Here is a 21,801-nt window from a genome sequence, read left to right as displayed (position 1 = left end):
CGCCACGTCCAGCAGTGACTCGATGGTCAGCGTGCCGCCGGTCTTTACATCGATGCGGTCGGCCGTCGCGGTGGCACCGCGCAAGGTGGTGTCACCCTCGGCCTTGAGCGAGATGTTCTGGCCGGTGAGGGTGGCGTTCTGCCAGGTGGTGCTGTTCGCGTTGGACTTGCTGCTGCCCACGCTCGCTTCGGCGTACACGTACACGCCGGTCTGCGCGCCTACCGCGACACCCACGCCCACTTCAGCACCCGCATTGCTGCTCTTGCTGCGGTCGGCAAGCTGCGCTTTACCGGCTTCCAGCAGGATGTCGCGCGCCGAATCCAGGCTCACCGTGTTGCCCGCGCTCAGGTTGCCCTGCACCACATGGATGTCACCGCTGGTGCTGGTCAGGTTGAGGTTGCCACCTGCCTGAAGCGTGGAGCCCTGCGAGACCACGCTGCTGCTGTCCGCACTGCTGTTGGCGGTCTTGAAGCCGATACCGGCTTCGGCATTGAACAATGCACCGCTGCCACCGGCACCGGTCGCGTTGGCGATCGCGCTGGCCGCCTGGTACGCATTGGCGGCCGCTGCCATGTTCTGCATGGACGACAGGCGACCGTCGGACTGTCTGGCCGCATCCACGTTGTTGATGAGGTCGATGAAGGGCGACTTCACCCGCGCGAACACGCCGATCTTCAGATCGTCATCGCGCTGCGAGGAGTGCCCGACCTCGTCGGCGGTGAGCAGTTCGATCTGCGCGGCGGTGATGTTGATGTCCTTGGCCGACACCACGTTGCTGGCAATCTGGCTGTAGGTGCCGCCGGCGCTCAGGTTGACGTTGCCGCCCAGGCTGCCGATATTGCTGGCCACCTGCGATACCTGCGCACTGTCATCGTCATGCTCCTGACGGTGCCAGCCGGAGAACTTCTCGGTGTCGGAGATCTGCACCGTGCCGATCGCCTTGCTCTGCGAGGTGTTGGTGTTGCCCACCGTGTCCTGGCCACTGCGGATGGTCAGGTCGCCCGCGGCGTGGATGTTCACGTCCTTCTCGGCCACGATGTTGGCGGCTGTGAGACGGATATCCCCCTCACTGGTCGCCATGCGCACCCCACCGCCCACCGACAGCTGGGTACCGGTGATGGTGTCGCTGCTGCCGCTGCCTTCACTGCGCGAATTGTTGGTGCCGAACGGCAGGCCACTGGTGTTGTTGGCGATGCCCCAGCCCTTGCCGCTGCTCTGGCTGGTGCTGGATTCGGTGTTGTGGGCGACATCGAACACGATGTCCTTGGTGGCCAGCAGCAGGGCATCGCCCTCGGCCGCCATCTGCGCGCCCTGGCTGTAGATCGAGCCGCCGTTGGCGATCAGGGTGAGGTCGCCGCCCGCACTGAGCTGGCTTACCCGTGCATCACTGCTGGAGTGACTCTCGTTGCTGTTGGAGCGCTGGCTGCCCGCGGTGATCACCGTGGAGGTGGTGGCCGCCCGCAGGCCGGAGGCGGCGCCTTCGGCATTGCGGGTGATCTTGCCCATGGTGGAGCCACTGTCGGCCATGCCGTCGGTGGTGGAATCGCGGGCGCTGCGGTAGGCCTTGGTGGGATCGTAGGTCACCCCCACCGAGAGGCCACTGGATTTGCTGGAGGCGCTGCTCTGCGTCTCCAGCGTGTCCTGCCGCGCGATCAGGTTGATGTCCTTGCCGGCCAGGGTGAGGTTGTTGCCGGCGGCGACATCGGAGGCGGCGATGGTCAGCTGGTTGCCGGCATTGATCAGCACGTTGCCGTCCATCGAGCCCACGGCCGAGGCCACCTGGGTGGTGGACTGGGTGGCGCTGTCATTGTTGCTGCGCGAGCTGCTGTACCCCACCGACGCCACGCCGTTGCCGAAGCCGCCGGTGATGCCGGATTTCTTCTGGCTGAAGCTGCTGGCCTCGCTGTAGGTGTCCTGCGCCGATTCGATGGTGATGTTGTTGGCCGCGGCGATGCGCAGGTCGTTGTCCGCAAGCACGGTGGAGCCGGTGATGGTCACATCGTTGCCGGCGATCATGTCCACCGTCTTGCCACCGATGGTGCTGCCCACCGCATAGCTGGCCGAGCTCTGGTCATGGGTAGTGGTGGTGGTGCTGGACAGCGTCTTCTTCTTGCGGGTGGTTTCGTCCACCACCAGATCGTGGGTTTCCTGCGCGGTGGTCAGCGCCAGGTTGCGCCCGGCCGAGAGCAGCACGCCGCCGTCGCTGCTGTCCACCGTGGTGGCCTGCAGAGTGAGGTCGCGGCCGGCCTGCAGGGCAACGCCTTCGCCACCGCTGAGCTGGTTGCCCAGCACCCAGCCATCGGCGGCACTGACTTCGCGCGAGCCGTTCTTGCTCTTGGCACCGCTGTCGAAGGTGCGCGTGTCCACCACGGCAACGCTGTTGATATCGCGCCCTGCCTGGGCCACCAGTGCATTGGCGGCCGAGACGTTGGCGGCGGTCAGGTTCAGATCGTTGCCGGCCTTGAGCACCACATCGCCGGCACCGCGGATGGTGGTGCCGATGTTGATCGACTGGCTCTGACTGTTGAAGTTGCGGGCGTCATGGGTGAGCGAAACGCTGCTCTGCTCGGCCACCGAGGTGAGGCTGAGGTCGCCACCGGCCACGATCGCGGTCAGGCCGTCGGTACCGGCGTTGGCCAGCTGTGCGGCCCGCAGCTCCACGTTGCCACCGGCGTTGACGCTGAGCACGCCGGCGCCGTCCTTGTTGGTCACGTACAGCCCGGCTACGCGGTCCAGCGTGGTGGTCTGCTGCACCAGCAGGTCGCCGTTGTCGCGCCACTCGCGCGTGGTCGAGGCCACGGTGATGTTGCCACCGGCCTTGAGCCCCAGTGCATCGGTGGCGGTGACCGTGCTGCCGATGATGTCGATGTCGTGGGTGGCCTGCAGGCCGACCTGCTGGCCGCTGATCTGCCCACCGCTGACGTTGCGGATGTTGCCGGCATCGATGCTCACCAGCTGGCGCCCGGCGATGGCGCCGCTGTTGACCAGGTCGCCGCGCAACTTGATGTCGATGTCGGCACCGGCCAGCAGCGCGCCGTTGGTATCCAGATCGCCCGGCATCACCCGCAGGTACACCTGCGGCACCAGCGCGCGCACGGTGGTGCCGTCGGCCAGGGTGACGTCCTGCTCCACCAGCCAGACGATGTCGCTGGTGAGACGGGCCATCTGCTCGGCGGTCAGCGCCACGCCGGGGCGCAGGCCCCACGCACTGGCGACGGTGGCACCGGCCTCCAGCAGCGCGCGGTACTGGTCTTCGTCGCTGGCATGGCCATCGAGGAAGCGGCGGCCGGTGAGTTCGCCGATCTGTTCGCGCACCAGCTTCTGTTCGTAGAAACCGTCACCCAGGCGCTTCTGCGTCTGCGAGGGCTCATAGCCGGCGCGCTGCAGCAGGTAGTCCGAGCTGAGCCAGCTGCGGTAGCTGGCAAAGCGCGGGTCGGTTTCCACAAGGTAGCTGCCGCGGTTGGCATCCACGTTGAACAGGCTGGCGCTGGGTGCACTGGCATTGGGCGTGGTGGTGACCACCACGTGCGGGTCATTGCCGGCGGCGGCGACGGCCTGCTTGTTGGCCAGTGCGGCATTGCCACCGCTGCCGGCGTGGCTACCGGCCTGCACGGCCCCCGGGCCGGTGGCCGTGGCCTGTGCTGCCTGCCCGGCCACGATGTCCTGCACGGTGCCCGTGCCCGGGCCCGCCGAGCCGACCTGGCTTGGCCCCTGCGCGTTGGCGGCATCGGCCAGCTGGCCGCTGGTACGGTCGGCACCCTGCAGGCCCTGGCCTGCCGCGCCCTGTGCGGCACCGGCCGCAGACGGTCCTTGGGCGTGCGCGCCATCGGCGATATGGCCACCGGCGTGCCCCGGCCCCTGTGCCGCACTGCCGGTTTGACCGTGCGCCGCGCCGGCCGCCGTCGGCCCCTGTGCGTTCACCGGGCCGGCGCCCTGGCCGCTGCTCTGCCCTGGTCCCTGCACCGCGCCTGCGCCCGGGCCGACCGAGCCTGCGCCCGGCCCACCAGTGTTGAGGTTGGCCATGCTGTCGCCATCGCGCACGTTCGGCGCGTCACGGCCGGTGTTCTCGTTGCGCAGGTTGCCGACATCGATGCTCAGCTTGCCGCCGGCGGTGATGCCCGCACCGAGCACGCCGAGCTGCTCGGAGATCGGCGCGGCATTCCACTGGCTGCGCGAGCCGCCATAGGTGATGGAGACATTGCTGAAGCTATGTGTGCGGAACAGCGTCTTGGCGGTGTTGATGATCGAGGATTCACCCACGTTCAACCCGACCACGGCCAGGTTGCCACCGGCGGCGATGCTGGCGTACTCGTTGCGCAATGCATCGGTGGCGATGCGCATGTGGCCACCGGCATTGATCACCGCATCGGCACCGGCGGAGACCACCACGTCTTCGGTGGTGGTACGGGTGGCGACGCGGGTCTTCTCGTTGCCACTGGTGTTGCTGGTGTGGCGCTGCATGTTGATCAGCATCGCCTCCGGATTGTCGTAGTCCGGGTAGGTGATCAACTGCACGCAGGTGGTGGTGCAGGTGCCGTAGGCGTTGTTGTAGGCCAGGGTGTCCGAGTCGTAACGGAACTGCCGGTTTCCCGGCGGCATCAAGGAGAGATCGCGGAACGGATCTTCGGCCCCGGCGCCCAGCTGGTCCGGATTGTTGCGGCTGTCCGCACGGCTGACGTAGTAGATGACCACCGTGCCATCCTGCGCGGGCAGGCGCGAGCGCTCGCCGCGCTCGCCGTCCAGGCCACCGCGCGCGAAGTAGTAGGCGCTGGTGCTGGCCGTCAGCCGGACCACCGCGCGGCGGATCTGCTGGCCGTCGGGCGTGATGTACGCGGTGTCTTCCAGGATGTCGGCCGGATTGAGGTAATAGACCTCGTAGGGCTGGAAGTTGGAGGTGTCGCGCAGATTCCCGGCGGTGTTGTTGCCGTTCTTGAACCAACCCGGCTGGGTGAGCGTGACCGGCCCATGCTGGATGGTCTGCTGCTGCACCACCACGTTTTCGCGGATGTTGTTCACCGCCAGCGCGGACATGTCCAGGTTGCCGGCGATCTCGATGGTGGAGCTGAGGTTGTCGATGCGCTGCGCGCTGCCCACGGCCGTCAGCCCGTTGAGCGCCCCGCCGATGGCCGCATCGCCATCGCTGAAGATGAGGCTTTGGCCGCGGTTGTTCAGCACGCCCACGCCGAGGTCCAGACGCTGGCGTGCGGCGATGGTGGCCGAACGCTGGGCGCCGCCCACGTTTTCGGCCAGGTTGTTGATGGTGCCGGCCTGGATGGCGATGTGGTCGCCGTAGATGCGGCCGGTGCCGATGTTGTTCAGCGTGCCGGCGTCGATGTGGGTGATGCGCCCGTCCAACAGGCCGCGGTTGAGCAGCTCACCGCTGGCCACCAGCCGGGTCAGGCCGACGCTGCTGATCTCGCCGGAAGCGGCGTTGTGGATGTTGCCGGCGCTGATGTTCACCCCGGCGCCCTGCAGCTTGCCCAGGTTGTCCAGGTTGCCCTGGATGGCGAGGGTGAGCGTGCCGTTGGCGGCGAGTTCGCCGGTGTTGGTGTGGCTCTGGCCCAGCTCCAGGGTCATGTCACCTTGCGAGAGCAGCTTGCCGTCACCGGTGATCTCACGCGTGCGCACGATCTGGTTGCTGCCGGCCACCAGGGAACCGCCGGCGTTGGCGATGCTGTCGGCGCGGATGTCAGAGGTTTCAGACGCGGATATCTGGCCGCCGGTGTTGTTCAGCTGCCCGGCCACCTGCACCACCAGGGTGTCGGCCAGGATCTGGCCCTGCTGGTTGTCCAGGCTGCCGGTGCCCAGCTGCAGGTGCTTGCCCTGCAAGCCCAGTGCCGGGCCAGTGGGCGCACTCAGGGTGTATCGGTTATCGATGTTGCCCGCCTGCAGGGCGAGCGTGCCACCGGCGGCCACCAGGCCCCCGCGGTTGTCCAGCGCGCCGGGCAGGACGATGTCCGCATTGCGACCCACCGTGATCTTGCCGCCGGCGTTGGCCACCGATTGCGCACGCAGGGTCAGGTCGGTTGCGCCCACCAGCGCGCCGCCGGCGGTGTTGTCGACGCTGCTGGCATTGACGGTGATCGCGCCCTGGCCGAATACCGCACCGGCGCGGTTGTCGAACGCACCGCTGTGGATCTCCAGCGTACCGCTGCTGTTGATGCCGTTGCCGTTGGCGTTCGCATTGATCAGCGCCTGGCCGGCCGTGTTGATGTGCAGGTTGCCGGCGGACTGCAGCAGCCCACCACTGTTGTCCAGCAGGCCGGTGCGCAGCGCGGCGCCGCCGGTGAGGCTGGCCACGGTGCCTGCGCGGTTATCCAGGGTGTAGCCGCGCGTATCCAGATCCACCGTGCCGGCGATGATCCGGCCGCTGTGGTTGTCGATGCCGTTGCTGGTCGCGCGCAGATCGGTACCGGCCTGGATCAGGCCGGCGGTGTTGCGTACCTGCGTGGCCGACTCGAGCTGCAATGCGGCGCCGGCGGCCAGGGTGCCCGCTTCATTGTTGAGGGACTGCGTGGTGATGTGCGCGTTGCCACCCGACGACACCGTACCCTGCGCGCTGTTGTCGAGCAGGCCATCGACGGTGACCGTCAGGGTGGAGCTGCCATCGCTGTGCAGGGTGCCACCGCGGTTGTCCACGCTGGCCGCGGTGACCGTGGCGTTGCCGGTGGTCAGGATGCGACCGCTGCGGTTCTCCAGTGCACCGCCGAGGGACAGCTGATTGCTCCCCGCCCCGGCCGCCTGCACGGTGCCCTGGTTGTTGAGCAGCTGCGCGGCGCGCAGATCCAGCGTGCCATTGCTGGCGAGGGTGCCGGCGGTGTTGTCCAGCCGGCCGCGCACGTTCAGCGCCAGCACGTCGGTGCCGGTGGCGGTGAGCGTGCCGCCTGCGGTGACCAGTTCCCCGGTCTCGATACGGATGCGCTGCGCGGCGGTAGTGCCATCGCGCAGGTCGGTGTTCTCACCGATCAGCGCCAGGCTGCCATTGCTGAGCAGCTTGCCGCCTTGGCCGTTGAGGGTGTGAGCGTTGATCGCCAGCGTGCCGGTGCCCGCCTGCTGCACGGTGCCGCCGGCATTGCCGAGGGTGGCCGCGGTGATCTGCAGGTCGCCATTGCTGGCCAACGTGCCGCCGTTGCCATTGTCGAGCACGCCGCTGACGTCCAGGCTGCTGGCCTGCCCGCCCGTGGCCAGCACGGTGCCGCCCTGGTTGTTGAAGGACTCGGCCTGGACGGTCAGCTGGGTTGCGTTGAGGGTGGCACCGCGGTGGTCCACCGCACCGGCCTGCAGCGCCAGTGCGCCTGCGCTGACGATGGTGCCCTTCGCGCCGTCGAGCTGGCCGACCGTCAGGGTCAGCGACTGGGTGCCGCCGTGGCTGAGGGTGCCTTCCTCATTGATCAGGCGCGCGGCATCGATCTGCAGCTGGCGGCCATTGCTGGCCACATCGCCGCGGGTGTTGTCGAACGTGCCGAGCACGTTGATGCGGGTATCGCCGGCGCCGGCCGCGCTCAGCGTGCCGTCGATATTGGACAGCGAACCGGCCGTGATCTGCTGGGCGCCATTGGCGGCGATGGTGCCGCCGTTGTTGGTGAGCGCCCTGTCCACCTGCAGGGTCATGGCCTGCGTGCCAGTGGAGGTGAGCGTGCCCTTGCTGGTGTCCAGGCTGCCCGCGGTCACCGTGACCTGACGCGCGCCGGTGGTGGCGCCACTGAGATCGAGCGTATCGCCCTTCAGTTGCAGTGCCCCGTTGCCGACGATGCGGCCACCCGCACCGTGCAGGTCGGTCACCTCGATGGCGAGCGTGCCTTCACCGGCGTGCTCGATGCTGCCGGTCTGGTTGTCCAGGGTGGCGGCGGTGAGGTGCGCATCGCCGCCGCTGGCGATGACACCCTGGCCGCTGTTGTCCAGCCGCCCGTCCACGCCGATGGTCAACGCCCCGCCGGTCTGCAGGGTACCGCCGCGGTTGTCTACGCTGGCCGCACCGATGACGGTCGCGCCGGTGGCGAGAATGCGCCCGCCGCGATTCTCCAGCGCCTGGCCAAGCTGCAGCTGGTTGCTGCCCGCGCCAGCCGCCTGCAGCGTGCCCTGGTTGTTGATGAGGGTGGCCGCGCGCAGATCCACCGTGCCATTGCTGGCCAAGGTGCCGCCGGTGTTGTCCAGGCGGTTGCGCACGTTCAGCGCCAGCGGCCCCGTGCCGGTGGCGACGAGGTTGCCGCCGGCGGTGGTCAGGTCACCGGTGTCGATGCGGATCTGCTGCGCCGAGGTGGTGCCGTTGCGCAGATCGGTGGTGTCGCCGCTGAGCGCCAGCGCGCCATTGCTGACCAGCGTACCGCCGTGGCCATTGAGGGTCGCGGCGGTGATGCTCAGCGTGCCGGTGCCGGCCTGCTGCACGGTGCCGCCGGCGTTGCCGAGGGTGGCCGCGGTGATCTGCAGGTCGCCATTGCTGGCCAGGGTACCGTCGTCGCCGTTGTCCAACGTGCCATCCACCCGCACCGTGTTGGCCTGGGTGCCGGTGGAGAGCACGGTGCCGCCGCGGTTGTCGAGGGCGGTCGCAATGATGTCCAGCTGGCCGGCGCTGAGGGTGGCGTCGCGGTGATCGATCGCGTCCGCGCGCAGGGTCAGTGTGCCGGCGGTGGCGATGCTGCCCTTCTGGCCCTGCAGGCTGCCGGTCTGCAGGGTGAGGCCATTCTGGCCCGCATGGTGGATGCGGCCGGTGTCATTGACCAGGCTGCCGGTCTGCACCGTCAGGGCGCCGCCGTTGCTGGCCAACGTGCCGCGGGTGTTGTCGAACTGGCCGACCACCTCGATGTGGGTATCTGCGGTCCCGGCCGAACTCAGCGTACCGGCAACGTTGGACAGCGTACCGGTGTTGATCTGCTGCGCACCGTTGGCGGCGATGGTGCCGCCATCGTTGCCCAACGCGTCGCGCACCTGCAGGACCATGGTCTGCTCGCCGGTGCTGCTGAGCGTGCCACCGGCGTTGTCCAGGCGGCCGGCGGTCACCGTGACCTGGCGTGCTGCGGTGGTACCACCGCGGATATCCAGTGCTTCGCCCTGCAGGGTCAACGCGCCGTTGCTGATGATGCGGCCACCGGCGCCCTGCAGCGTGCCGGTATCGATCTGCAGCTGGCCCTCGCCGGCCTGTTCGATGCTGCCGCTGCGGTTGTCCAGCGTGCCCGCGCGCAGCTGCGCATCGCCGCCACTGGCGATCAGGCCGGTGTTGCTGTTGTCCAGCAGGCCATCCACGCCCACGCTCAGGTCGGTGGTGCTGTGGACCGTGCCGCCCTGGTTGTCCAGGCTGGCCGCGGTGACGTCGAGATCGCCGCTGGTGAGGATCTTGCCACCGCGGTTCTGCAGCGCCTGGCCGATGCTCAGCTGGCTCGCGGCGGTCCCTGCGGCCTGCAGGTTGCCACCGGTGTTGAGCAGCGTGGAGGCGCGCAGACCCAGCGCACCATTGGTCGCCACGGTGCCGCCGGTGTTGTCCAGCCGGTCGCGGGCCTGCAGTACCAGTGCATCGGTGCTGGTGGCGGTGAGCGTGCCGCCAGCAGTGGTGAGATCGCCGGTGTCGATGCGGATGCGCTGGGCCGAGGTGGTGCCAGCGCGCAGGTCGGTGGTGTCGCCCTGCACGTGCAGCGTGCCGTTGCTGAGCAGGGTGCCGCCCGCACCGTTGAGGGTGGCGGCGTTGATCGCCAGCAGGCCATTGCCGGCCTGCTGCACGGTACCGCCGGCATTGCCGAGCAGGGCTGCGTTGAGGGTCAGGTCGCCATTGCTGGCGATCAGGCCGTCGTCACCGTTGTCCAGGGCGCCGGCCACGTCGATGTGGTTGGCCTGGGTGCCCGTGGCCACGAGTTGCCCGCCGCGGTTGTCGAACGCCTGTGCCGCCAGCGCGATCTGCGTGGCCTGCAGGGTCGCGCCGCGGTGGTCCACCTCGCCCGCGGTGAGCGTGAGGCCGCCGGCGGTGACGATGTGGCCGTCCTGGCCCAGCAACTGCCCGGTGCTCAGGGTCAGCCCCTGGGTGCCGGCATGGCTGAGGGTGCCGTCGATGTTGCGCAGGCTGCCCGATGCCACCTCCAGTGCAGCGGCGTTGCTGGCGATCACGCCCTTGCTGTTGTCCAGCTGACCGGTCACGTGGATCTGGCTGTTGCCGGTGCCAGCCGAGCTCAACGTGCCACCCCGGTTGGACAGCGCGCCGGCCTCGATGCGCTGGGCACCGTTGGCGGCGATCGTGCCGGTATCGTTGGTCAGCTGCTCGCGCACCTGCAGGTGCATGTCCGCCGTGCCGGTGGCGCTGAGCGTGCCACCGGTGTTGTCCAGGCTGCCGGCCTGCACGGTGATCTGCGTGGCGCCCACTGCACCATCGCGCAGGTCCAGCGTTTCGCCCTGCAGGTGCAGCGCATCGGCCGCGACCAGGGTGCCATCGGCATTGCGCAGCACCTCGGCCTCGATCCGCAGATCGCCATTGCCGGAGATCGCGCCGCCGGTATTGTCCAGCAGCTGGGCCACGCGCACCTGCGAGGCGGCCTCGCCAGCGGCGATGAGCTTGCCGTGGTCATTGATGAAGCGGCCGGCGTTGATGTCCACCGCGCCGTTGCTGCCGAGGGTGCCGCCACTGTTGTCCAGCAGGGTGCGTGCCTGCACCTGCAGTGCCTGGGTGCCCAGTGCGCTGAGCTGACCACCGGCGGTGATCAGGCGCTCGCTGTCGATGCGGATCTGCTGTGCCGAGGTGGTGCCATTGCGCAGATCCAGCGTGTCGCCCTGCAGGTCGAGCGCGCCGTTGCTGAGCAGCGTGCCGGCGTGGCCGTTGAGCGTGTCCACCTTGATGGCCAGGGTGCCGGTGCCGGCCTGCTGGATCGTGCCGCCGGCGTTGCCGAGGGTGTTGGCGCTGATGGATAGATCGCCATTGCTGGCCAGGGTGCCGCCATCGCCGTTGTCCAGCGTGCCGGTGACCTGCAGCGTGTTGACGGCGGTGCCGGTGGCGATGATGCTGCCACCGCGGTTGTCCAGCGACTGCGCGGTGATGTCCAGCTGCTCGGCGGCCACGGACGCGCCGCGATGGTCGACGGCTCCGGCGCTGAGCTCCAGCGCACCGGCGGTGCCGATGCGGCCACGCTGACCGTCCAGCCGGCCGGTGGTGATGGACAGCCCGTTCTGACCGGCATGGCTGATCGTGCCATCGGCATTGACCAGGGCACCTGCCTGCAGCTGCAGTGCGCCTGCATTGCTGGCCACGGTGCCACCGGTGTTGTCCAGCGTGCCGGCCACGATCAGGCGGGTATCGGCGGTGCCGGCCGCGTTCAGCGCGCCGGCCCGGTTGGACAGCGCGCCCGCCTCGATCTGCTGCGCGCCGTTGGCGGTCAGGGTGCCGCCGTCATTGACCAGGCTGCCACGGATGCGCAGCTGCATGGCCTGCTCGCCCAGCGAGAGCAGGGTGCCGCCGGTGTTGTCCAGCGCGCCGGCACGGATGTCGACCTCGCGGCCGCGGGTCGTGGCCTTGTGCAGGTCCACTGTCTGCGCCTGCAACTGCAGCAGGCCGTTGCTGGCGATGTTGCCTTCGCCGCCGCTCAGGGTGGCCGTGGTGATCTGCAGCGCGCCGTTGCCGGCATGATCGATGCTGCCGCCGCCATTGAGCAGACGGCCGGCATCAATGCGCAGGTCGCCATTGCTGGAGAGCGTGCCGCCCTGGTTGTGCAGGGCCTCGCTGGCGTGCAGCGTGGTCTGCCCGGTGCCCGCGGCGATCAGCTTGCCGCCGGTGTTGATCAAGGTGGTGCTGTCGATGGCCAGCGCGCCGTTGCTGCCCAGCGTGCCCCCGGTGTTGTCCAGGGTGCGGCCCACCTGCAGGTCCAGTACCTCGGTGCCGGCCGAGGTGAGCGTGCCACCGGCAGTGATCAGATCGCCGGTGGTGATCACGATGCGCTGCGCGGAGGTGGTGCCATCGCGCAGGTTGGTGGTGTCGCCCTGTACCACCAGGCTGCCATTGCTGAGCACGGTGCCGCCCTGGCCCTGCAGGTTGACCGCATCGATACGCAGGCTGCCGGTGCCGGCCTGCTGCACGGTGCCGCCGGCATTGCCCAACTGCGCTGCGGTGATCTGCAGATCGCCATTGCTGGCCAGGGTGCCGCCATCGCCGTTGTCCAGCGTGCCCTGCACGGTGAGCGTGCTGGCCCGCTGCCCGGTGGACAGCACCCGCCCGCCGCGGTTGTCGACGTCGCCGGCGGTCAGGCTCACCTGGTTGGCGATCAACTGCGCCTTGCGGTGGTCGGCACTGCCCAGCTGCAGGGCGATGTCGCCGGCGGTGGCGATGGTGCCCTGCACACCGTCCAGGCGATCAGCGCGCAGCTGCAGCCCGTGGCTGCCCGCATGGCTGAGGCTGCCGCGGGTGTTGATCAGATGGCCCAGGTCCAGGCCGAAGGTGGTGGCGTTGCTGGCCAGGCTGCCGTCGCTGTTGTCCAGCGTGCCGATGGACCAGGTGGTGGCCGCGCTGCCACCGTGCGCGAGGGTGCCGCCGCGGTTGAACAGCGACTGTGCCTGCAGCTGGAAGGTCTGCGCCAGCGCCAGGTGGCCGCCGCTGTTGTCCAGCGTCTGCACCTGGGCCGAGGCCGCTCCCTGCACCTCCAGCCGGCCGTCGACATTGCGCAGCGCTTCGCCCTGCACCTGCAGGGTCTGTACCCCCAGCGTGCCACGGCTGTTGTCCAGGCTGTTGCGGGCGCTCAGCTGGAGGATGCCGGTGGCATCGATGGCACCGCCGTCGTTGTCCAGCGAGGTGGCGATGTTGAGCGTGCCTGCCGCCAGCGGGGCGGTGGGCGTGGGCGGCGTGGTACCGCCGGTGCCGCCCTGGCCCGGCGTGGGCGTGCCGGTGCCGGGCGTACCGCCGCTGCCGGGCTGTCCGGTAGTGCCGCCGCCGGTTTCCTGCCCCGGCGAGGTGCTGGCCACCGTGCCGATCCGGCCCTGCTCGTTGCTGATGTCCGCGCCGCTCAACTGCAGCGTCTGGCTGCCCACCTGCTCGATACTGCCGCCGCGGTTGCGCAGCGCATCGGCGTTCACCTCGATGCGGCGGGCATTGAGGGTGCCGCCGCTGTTGTCCAGATCGGCGGGCGTCTGCACGCGCAGTTCGCGCTCGGCGCTGAGCGTGCCCGCATTGGCCACGCCGCCGGCGGCGGTGATCCGGGTGTCCTGCTGCGCGTGCAGCGCACCGGTGTTCTCCAGCCGGCCATCGGCGGTGACCACCAGTTCGCCGGCCTGCGCGCCGATCTTGCCGGCGTTGCTCATGCCGACGCCATGCTCGTTGCCGACCAGCCAGATGCGGTTGGCATACATGCCCCCGAGCGCGCCGACATCCAGCGCGAAGGCCGGCGCACCGCCGGTGGGGACCTGGGCGGTCACGCTGCTGTGGTCGGCACTGACCACGTTGGTGCCCAGGCTGGCCTGCAGCTGGTTGGCCCAGATACCGGCGTTGACCTGCAGCGAGCGGGTGATGATGTCGGTGTAGTCGGTCAGGCTGGCATCCAGGCCCGCACCGGACACGCGGATCGCGCCGCCCTGGACCCGGTAGCCTTCCAGCGCGCCGTTGTTGAGGATGGGCGTGCCGGTGGTCAGGGTGACCCGGCTCGCATTGAGGAAGCCGGCGCCATCGATCTGGATGCCGGCCGGGTTGGCGATGACCACCTGGGCCCGGGCCCCGGCCACTTCGACATACCCGTTGAGATGGCTGGGGTTGCTGCCGTTGACCTCATTGAGGATGACGCGCGCGGTGCCGGTGGCCAGCCAGGGATTGCCCTGCACCCAGCCACCGATCTGCGTCTGCACGTCCGTGCGCGAATTGTTGAGGATGACGCCCTGGCGGCCGACATCGAGCTGCTGGTACTGGTTGCGCGAGACACCGGCCGCGCTGGGCGTGGTGATGTTGACCTGCGGCGTGCCGTTGGCCGAGGTCACCACCGTGGGCCGCTGCTGGGCCGGTGCGCCGGGGTCGGCGATGATGCGGCCGGCATCGGGCACCTGCTGCGCCGACAGCGGCTGCACCAGGCCCACCCAGCCGAGCACCAGCCACAGCGCGAAGCTCATCGGCCGCAGCGTGGCCATCGTGTTGCCGCCGCGCGCATCGCAGCCCCCGCGGGGTGCGGTCACCAGTTCGGAGGCGACCTGCATGACACCCAGGGTACGGTTGAAAACCAGGCGATAGACTCGATTCACGGCGTTGCTTCCTTTCAATGCGGTGTGGGGTCGCGCGCCGCAGCGGCGCGCAGGGCCGTACAGCTGGCGTCAGAACGAGACGCCGAGGTTCATGCCAAACGTGGTGTAGGCGGTCTGGAAGCCATCGGGCTTGTGCAGCGGGCTGCCGACGAAGCCTTCCCATTGCACGTGTCGCGAGCCGCCACGCAGGCCCAGCGCCATGCCGGTGAGGCGGTCGCCGAGCAGCCACTCGGTCGAGGGGCCGCCCACCTGGCCATGGTCCACGGCCACGAAGCTTTCGACACCGCCGCCCATGGCGACGGCCAGCTCATTGCGCAGCAGCCAGCCGCGCTCACCGGTGAGCGAGAGCTCCCCGTCGAAGCCGCGCACGGTGTAGCGGCCGCCGATGGAGAAGCGGTCCTGCGGCACCAGCCGCGAACGGTTCCACTGCGCGCGCCAGCTGCCGGTGTAGCGCAGTGCCTGGCGGCCCCATTGCATCGGCACGGTGAGCTGCGCATCGGCGGTCACCACCTTGCCGCGCGCGGTGCCTTCGCCAAAGCCCTCTTCTGGTGCCTGCAGCGCGTTGAACGCCCCGGTGCCGCGGCGGTAGGCCAGGTTCGCATCCAGCGTGGCCTTGCCGATGAAGTGGCGGTGCGCCATCCCCAGCTCCCACCCGGCCATGCGCCGGCGCTGCACGAGGATCTCGGTGTCGTCGATGAAGTTGTCCGATTCGCGGTACCAGCCGCGCGCATGCATGCTGGTCTTGGCATGCGCATTGCGGAACAGCATGCGGGTCAGGCGCAGCTCGGCATTGCGGCTGGAGCCGCTGTACTCATAGCTCTCGTAGGCACCGGCCACGGTCTGCTGGTAGTCGTATTCGCTGGCGTTGGCACCCAGCAGCCACCCACCCAGCGGCACGCTGTAGTGCGTGGACCAGCTGTCGGTGCCGCGGTCGCTGCCGTTGAACACGGATTTGCCCGCATTGAAGTAAAACAGGTCGCTCAGCCCGGCCAAGTTGTCCAGCGACAGCGTGGCGCCGGCCTGAAGCTTGCCGGTGGACTGGCTGCCGGCGTCATCCAGGGTCAGGCTCACGCGCACCGGTGTGCGCTGCGCCCAGCTGATGACCAGGTCGCTTTCACCGGGCTTGTCCTGTGCGCCCTCCTTCGGTGGGGCGATCTGGATGTCGACTGCGGCGGTCGGCACGCGCTGCAGGTTCTCCAGCGCCTGTTCGATATCGCGCAGGTTGAGCACATCGCCCGGGCCCACCGCCAACGCATTCCACAGGGCGGGCGTACGCCCTTCCTCGCTGGCGAAGCGGACGGCGTTGATGCGACCCGGCACCACGGTGAGGGTCAGCGTGCCGGTCTTCAGGTCCTGCGGTGCGGCCAGGATGCGGGTGGTCACATAGCCCCGCGCGATGATCGCGTTCTGCATGCGCTTGATCACGATGTCCACGCCGCCGGTGCCCAGGCAACGGCCGGTGGCCGGATCGTCGCTCGGATCAGCCGCGCGCAGTGACCAGCGGAAGCGATCGGCCAGCTCCCCCTCCAGCACGATGCGCTGGATCGGGAAGCACGGCGATTCGGCAGCCGGCAGGCGACCCACCGCCTCTTCCGGCGCGGCCTGGAGGCGCACGTCCGGTGTGGTCTCCTGCTGTTCACGCAGGGCCCGCTCGCGTTCCTGCTGGCGCAGCAGTTCCTGATCCGGTGGGGCAACCTGCGCGCACACGGCGGCCGGCAGGCAGCCCATGGCCACTGCAACACCCACAGTCAGTCGCCAGCGCAGCGCACGGCTGCGTTCATTACGTCCCTGTTGCACGATTACGCTCTTCCTTGGAAAGAATCCGGGCCAGCCGACGCGATGGCCGCTGGCGCGCGCACTGTAAGCCAATCGGGCCGCCGGAAACAGGGTTGGAAATGACCGTTGGTCGGATCGTGTGTGAAAACGCGCGTGTGAAAGCGTGACGCCGGTCAGGGCATGTGGGCTTATGGGCCGCCCACAAAAAAGCCGGCGACCCGAAGGCCGCCGGCGAAGGTGAAGCAGCTCTCTCTCGTTTCTAATGCGGCATCGCGCGGCTCAGGCCTCGTAGGCCGATTCGCCGTGCGAGGTGACGTCCAGGCCGGTGCGCTCGGCTTCTTCGGTGACGCGCAGGCCGAACACCATGCGCACCACCAGCAGGATCAGCACGGTGGCCACGGCACACCAGACGATGGTGAAGCCGACGCTGACCAGCTGCACCCAGACCTGGTGGCCGATGTCCAGATCGGCCTTGGTGCCGCCCAGCGATTGCGCACTGAACACACCGGTGAGCAGTGCCCCGACGATGCCGCCGATGCCGTGCACACCGAACACGTCGGCGGTGTCATCGACCTTGAGCAGGCGCTTGAGACCGGTGACGCCCCAGACGCAGACCACGCCGGCGACCAGGCCGATCACGATCGCGCCCAGCGGGCCCACGGTGCCGCAGGCCGGGGTGATGCCGACCAGGCCGGCCACGGCGCCGGAGGCAGCGCCCAGCGCGGACGGCTTGCCCTTGCTGACTGCTTCGACCAGGGTCCAGCCCAGCACCGCAGCAGCGGTGGCGAGGATGGTGTTGATGAAGGCCAGCGAGGCGACGGTGTCGGCGGCGGCGGCCGAGCCGGCGTTGAAGCCGAACCAGCCCACCCACAGCAGCATCGCGCCGATGTAGGTGAACGGCACGTTGTGCGGCTTCAGTGCGGTCTGGCCGTAGCCGATGCGCTTGCCGACGAAGTACGCGCCCACCAGGCCAGCCACGCCGGCATTGATGTGGACCACGGTGCCACCGGCGAAATCGATCGCGCCCATCTCACCGAGATAGCCGCCGCCCCACACGATGTGCGCCATCGGGATGTAGCTCAGGGTGAACCACAGGGCCGAGAACAGCAGCACGGCCTTGAACTTGATGCGCTCGGCGAACGCACCGACGATCAGGGCGGTGGTGATGCCGGCGAAGGTCGACTGGAAGGCGACGAACAGATAATCCGGCAGGCCGGCGATCGGCGTGTTGCCGACGGTGTCCGGGCCGAAGCCCTTGAGGAAGGCGAACTGGGTGAACGAGCCGAAGAAGGCGTTGCCTTCACTGAACACCGCGCTGTAGCCATAGGCCACCCACAGCATCAGCACCAGCGAGAACACCACCAGGATCTGGCTGAGGATGGACAGCACGTTCTTGGAGCGGACCAGGCCGCCGTAGAACAGGGCCAGGCCCGGCACCACCATCAGCAGCACCAGCAGGGTGGAGGTGAGCATCCAGGCGACATCGCCGTGATCGAACGTGGCGGCGGACGCTTCTGCAACCGGCGCGGCGGTGGCCCCGGGCGTGGCCGGCAGCGGCTCGACCGCGACCGTCTCCGAGGGTACCGGCGTGACCTGCGCCTGGGCGTGCGCGCTGCTGGAGAAGGCACCAACGGCCAACGCGCTGAGCAACATCATCAGGCACACGGCATGGAACCGGGCTTGCCACCCGGTGAACAAAGAGGTCTTCATTGTGGGCTCCGAGTGGGGTTAGAGCGCGTCAGCGCCGATTTCGCCGGTGCGGATGCGGACGACCTGTTCGACCGCGGTGACAAAGATCTTGCCGTCGCCGATCTTGCCGGTGCCGGCTGCGGTCTGGATGGCCTCGACCACGGCCTCCAGGCGATCGTCGGTCACGACGGTCTCGATCTTGATCTTCGGCAGGAAATCCACGACGTACTCCGCGCCGCGATACAACTCGGTGTGGCCCTTCTGGCGCCCGAAGCCTTTGACTTCGGTCACGGTGATGCCCGACACGCCAGCGTCGGAGAGGGCCTCGCGGACCTCGTCGAGCTTGAACGGCCGGATGATGGCGGAGATCAATTTCATGCGCATATCCCGATGGTGGATGGAACCGGCCCGCGTGGGGCCGATGTCAGGTCAACCGGCGGCCACTTGCACATGGCCGCCGGTCGTTGCGCCGAACGTTGCATGGGCCACGCCGATGCCGACGCCCGAAGGGCGACGCCAGCGGTGACGCGGGAGGGAGGAAGGGCCCATGACGCGTCCGGTCTCTCTTGCCCCTGGTGGTGCAGCGGACCAACGGTCCGCTCTACGACGTGCTTTGCCGGCTCCCCAGCCGCCAAGGCGGCGACGATGACGAAGGGTGGGAGGGAAATCCTTCGTCATCGTCACCTGTTGCTCAGTTCGCGTAGTACATCTGGTACTCAAGCGGATGGGTCGCCGCGCGGAACTTGGTGACTTCCTGCATCTTCAGCGCGATGTAGCCATCGATGAAGTCGTCGCTCATCACGCCACCGGCCTTGAGGAACTCGCGGTCCTTGTCCAGCGCTTCCAGGGCCTGGTCCAGCGAGGAGCAGACCTGCGGGATCAGCTTCTCTTCTTCCGGCGGCAGGTCGTACAGATCCTTGTCGCTCGGGGCGCCCGGGTCGATCTGGTTCTTGATGCCGTCCAGGCCGGCCATCATCAGCACGGTGAAGGTCAGGTAGCCGGACTGGATCGGATCGGGGAAGCGCATTTCGATGCGGCGCGCCTTCGGGTTGGACACCCACGGAATGCGGCACGAGGCGGAGCGGTTGCGGGCCGAGTAGGCCAGCATCACCGGGGCTTCAAAGCCCGGCACCAGGCGCTTGTAGCTGTTGGTGCCGGAGTTGGCGAAGGCATTGATCGCCTTGGCGTGCTTGAAGATGCCGCCGATGTACCACAGCGCCAGCTGGCTCAGGCCGCCGTAGCCGTCACCGGAGAACAGGTTGGTGCCGCCCTTGGAGAGCGACTGGTGCACGTGCATGCCGCTGCCGTTGTCGCCGACCAGCGGCTTGGGCATGAAGGTGGCGGTCTTGCCGTTGCGGTGGGCGACGTTCTTGATGACGTGCTTCATGCGCAGCAGTTCATCGGCCTTCTGCACCAGGGTGCTGAACTTGGTGCCGATCTCGCACTGGCCGGCAGTGGCCACTTCATGATGCTGCACTTCCACTTCGATGCCGACCTGTTCCAGCGTCTTGCACATTTCCGCACGCAGGTCGTGCAGCGAATCGGTCGGCGGGACCGGGAAGTAGCCGCCCTTCACGGCAGGACGGTAGCCGCTGTTGGCGCCATCGTACTTGTCACCGGTGCTCCAGGCCGCTTCTTCGGAATCGATCTTGAAGAAGGTGTGGCCCATGTCGTTGGCGAAGCGGACCGAATCGAAGATGAAGAACTCCGGCTCCGGGCCGAAGAAGGCCTGCTCGGCGATGCCGGAGGACTTCAGGTAGGCCTCGGCACGCTTGGCGATGCCGCGCGGGCAGCGGCCGTACGGCTGCATGGTGGCCGGATCGAGGATGTCGCAGCTGATGACCAGGGTCGGGTCGGCGTAGAACGGATCGATGTAGGCGCTGGACGGATCCGGCAGCAGCACCATGTCCGACTCGTTGATGCCCTTCCAGCCGGCGATCGAACTGCCATCGAACATCTTGCCTTCTTCAAACAGCGACGGCTCCACGATGCTGACCGGGAAGGTGACGTGCTGCTCGATACCACGCATATCGACGAAACGCAGGTCGATGAACTCGATCTGGTTGTCCTTGATCAGCTTCTCAACATTTTCCACGGACATCGGTGAAACCTCAGATGGGTGATTGCGTATGTAGATACAGCAAACCCCGTGCCAACTTTTCCGCGTTCACAAATCCTTGATTTCACTGGGCGGGCGCGCCTCGCGGCGCGTGCGCGAACGCACCAAAGCAGTGCAAACGCTGCACCATGCACACCTTTGGTGCGATGCGGGATGCACTATGCTTTACGCCCACGGGCCGTCGACAGGCGACGTTGGCCACAGCGTCCGGCTGTCGCCGCTGCCCGATTCCACCCCTGCGCGAGCTCCAGTACCGCCGATGTCCGACCTGCTCTCCGCCCTCCTTCTGGGCATTCTTGAAGGCCTCACCGAATTCCTGCCGATCTCCAGCACCGGCCACCTGCTGATCGCCCAGCACTGGCTGGGCGCACGCTCAGACTTCTTCAACATCATCATCCAGGCCGGCGCGATCCTGGCGATCACGCTGGTGTTCCGGCAGCGGCTGTGGACCCTGGCCACCGGCCTGCATGAACGCGCCAACCGCGATTACGTGCTCAAGCTGGGGACTGCCTTCCTGGTGACCGCCGTGGTGGGCCTGCCGGTCCGCCTGGCCGGCTGGGAGCTGCCGGAGACGGTCACCCCGGTGGCCTGGGCGCTGATCATCGGTGGCCTCTGGATGCTCCTGGTGGAGGCCTACACCGCGCGCCTGCCCGAGCGCGATGAGGTGACCTGGAAGGTCGCCATCCTGGTGGGCGTGGCGCAGGTGGTGGCCGGTGTGTTCCCGGGCACCTCGCGTTCGGCGGCGGCGATCTTCATCGCGATGCTGTTCGGCCTGAGCCGCCGCGCGAAGGCCACCGAGTTCGTGTTCCTGGTGGGCATCCCGACCATGTTCGCCGCCAGCGGCTATGCCTTCCTGGAACTGGCCAAGGACGGCAAGCTTGCCAGCGAGAACTGGACCGATGTGGGCGTGGCCTTCCTTGCCGCGGTCGTCACCGGCTTCATCGTAGTGAAGTGGTTGCTGGGCTACATCAAGTCGCACCGGTTCACGGCGTTCGCGGTTTACCGCATCGCGCTGGGCGCGGCATTGCTGCTCTGGTTGCCGGCTGGCAACTGAACGGCCCGGCGCCGGCACAACCCCGTTGTGGATGCGCCGGCGTTTTTCCCCAGGTTCCCAAGGAGATGTACATGAAACGCACCCTGATGCTGATGCTGCCGCTGGCCCTGATGGCCGCCTGCAGCAACCCCTCCACCGCCCCGGCCGGCCGCGATGACCTCGCCCCGGCACCGACCGCCGCCGCCGACCAGGCCGCCGTGGCCCGTCTGGACATGCAGCGCCTTCAGGGCAGCCATTGGCGCCTGGATTCGGCCACCGATGCCAGCGGCAAGCGCATCGATGCGCTGTTCGCCCGCGCCGACACGCCGGTCACGCTGGATTTCAAGGATGACCGCATCGCGATCAGCAACACCTGCAACCGCATGGGCGGCGGCTACACGCTGGCCGATGGTTCGCTGACCCTCTCGCCGATGGCCTCGACCATGATGGCCTGCACGGACAAGAACCTGATGGCGCTGGACCAGGCCGTCAGCAGCCGCCTGGAAGGCGCGCTCAAGACCGAACTGGGCGATGCCGGCCAGCTGACCCTGCGCACCACCAAGGGCGATGTGCTGGTGTTCACCCCGGAGCCGACCGCGGAAACCCGCTACGGCGGCGAAGGCGAAACGGTGTTCCTGGAAGTGGCCGCGCAGACCAAGCCGTGCCCGCACCCGATGATCCGCGACAAGCAGTGCCTGCAGACCCGCGAGATCCGCTACGACGCCAACGGCATCAAGCAGGGCGAGCCGGGGGAGTGGCAGAACTTCTACGACGTCATCGAGGGCTACACCCACGAAGACGGCGTGCGCAACGTGGTGCGCGTGAAGCGTTACACGATCGCCAACCCGCCGGCCGATGCCTCGTCCAACACCTACGTGCTGGACATGGTGGTCGAGTCCGCGAACGAGAAGAAATAGGAAAGCAGAAGGGCGGCCACGGGCCGCCCTTCTTCATCATGTCGTGCCGGGCAATGCCCGGTTCCCGATCACGTCGTACCGGT

The 21,801-nt window shown here is 68.2% G+C and carries 7 protein-coding genes; 2 read left to right on the top strand and 5 right to left on the bottom strand.

Annotated features, from left to right (window positions below):
* The 5 genes from ACW6W5_RS13920 to glnA form a co-directional block, all read right to left on the bottom strand.
* On the bottom strand, positions 1 to 14,184 hold a 14,184-nt coding region (locus ACW6W5_RS13920; RefSeq protein ID WP_152153821.1), incomplete at its 3' end, for a hemagglutinin repeat-containing protein.
* Positions 14,185 to 14,253: 69 nt separating this feature from the next.
* Positions 14,254 to 15,912 (bottom strand): ShlB/FhaC/HecB family hemolysin secretion/activation protein, encoded by a 1,659-nt coding sequence (locus ACW6W5_RS13915; protein WP_193222851.1) that lies wholly within the window; start codon positions 15,910 to 15,912, stop codon positions 14,254 to 14,256.
* 327 nt (positions 15,913 to 16,239) lie between these two features.
* Complete coding sequence (locus ACW6W5_RS13910) at positions 16,240 to 17,670, bottom strand: ammonium transporter (protein ID WP_152153825.1); 1,431 nt, start codon at positions 17,668 to 17,670, stop codon at positions 16,240 to 16,242.
* A gap of 18 nt (positions 17,671 to 17,688) precedes the next feature.
* A complete protein-coding gene (locus tag ACW6W5_RS13905; RefSeq protein ID WP_019184907.1) occupies positions 17,689 to 18,027 on the bottom strand; it encodes a P-II family nitrogen regulator in 339 nt (112 codons plus the stop codon).
* 313 nt (positions 18,028 to 18,340) lie between these two features.
* Positions 18,341 to 19,750 carry a type I glutamate--ammonia ligase gene (gene glnA / locus ACW6W5_RS13900; protein ID WP_121044004.1) on the bottom strand — a complete coding sequence of 470 codons (1,410 nt, stop codon included), beginning with the start codon at positions 19,748 to 19,750 and terminating at the stop codon, positions 18,341 to 18,343.
* Between the two features lie 277 nt (positions 19,751 to 20,027).
* Between glnA and ACW6W5_RS13895 the strand changes: the two genes are divergently transcribed.
* Together ACW6W5_RS13895 and ACW6W5_RS13890 are read left to right on the top strand one after the other, a co-directional pair.
* Positions 20,028 to 20,822: an undecaprenyl-diphosphate phosphatase gene (locus ACW6W5_RS13895; protein ID WP_121044001.1), complete on the top strand. Its 795-nt coding sequence runs from the start codon at positions 20,028 to 20,030 to the stop codon at positions 20,820 to 20,822.
* A gap of 71 nt (positions 20,823 to 20,893) precedes the next feature.
* Positions 20,894 to 21,718 (top strand): META and DUF4377 domain-containing protein, encoded by an 825-nt coding sequence (locus tag ACW6W5_RS13890; RefSeq protein WP_152153827.1) that lies wholly within the window; start codon positions 20,894 to 20,896, stop codon positions 21,716 to 21,718.
* Positions 21,719 to 21,801 lie beyond the last annotated feature (83 nt).

This window comes from Stenotrophomonas sp. IS26, assembly GCF_054188265.1.
The sequence above is the reverse complement of the archived record's forward strand: the minus strand, read 5'-3'. Positions and strand labels throughout refer to the sequence as shown.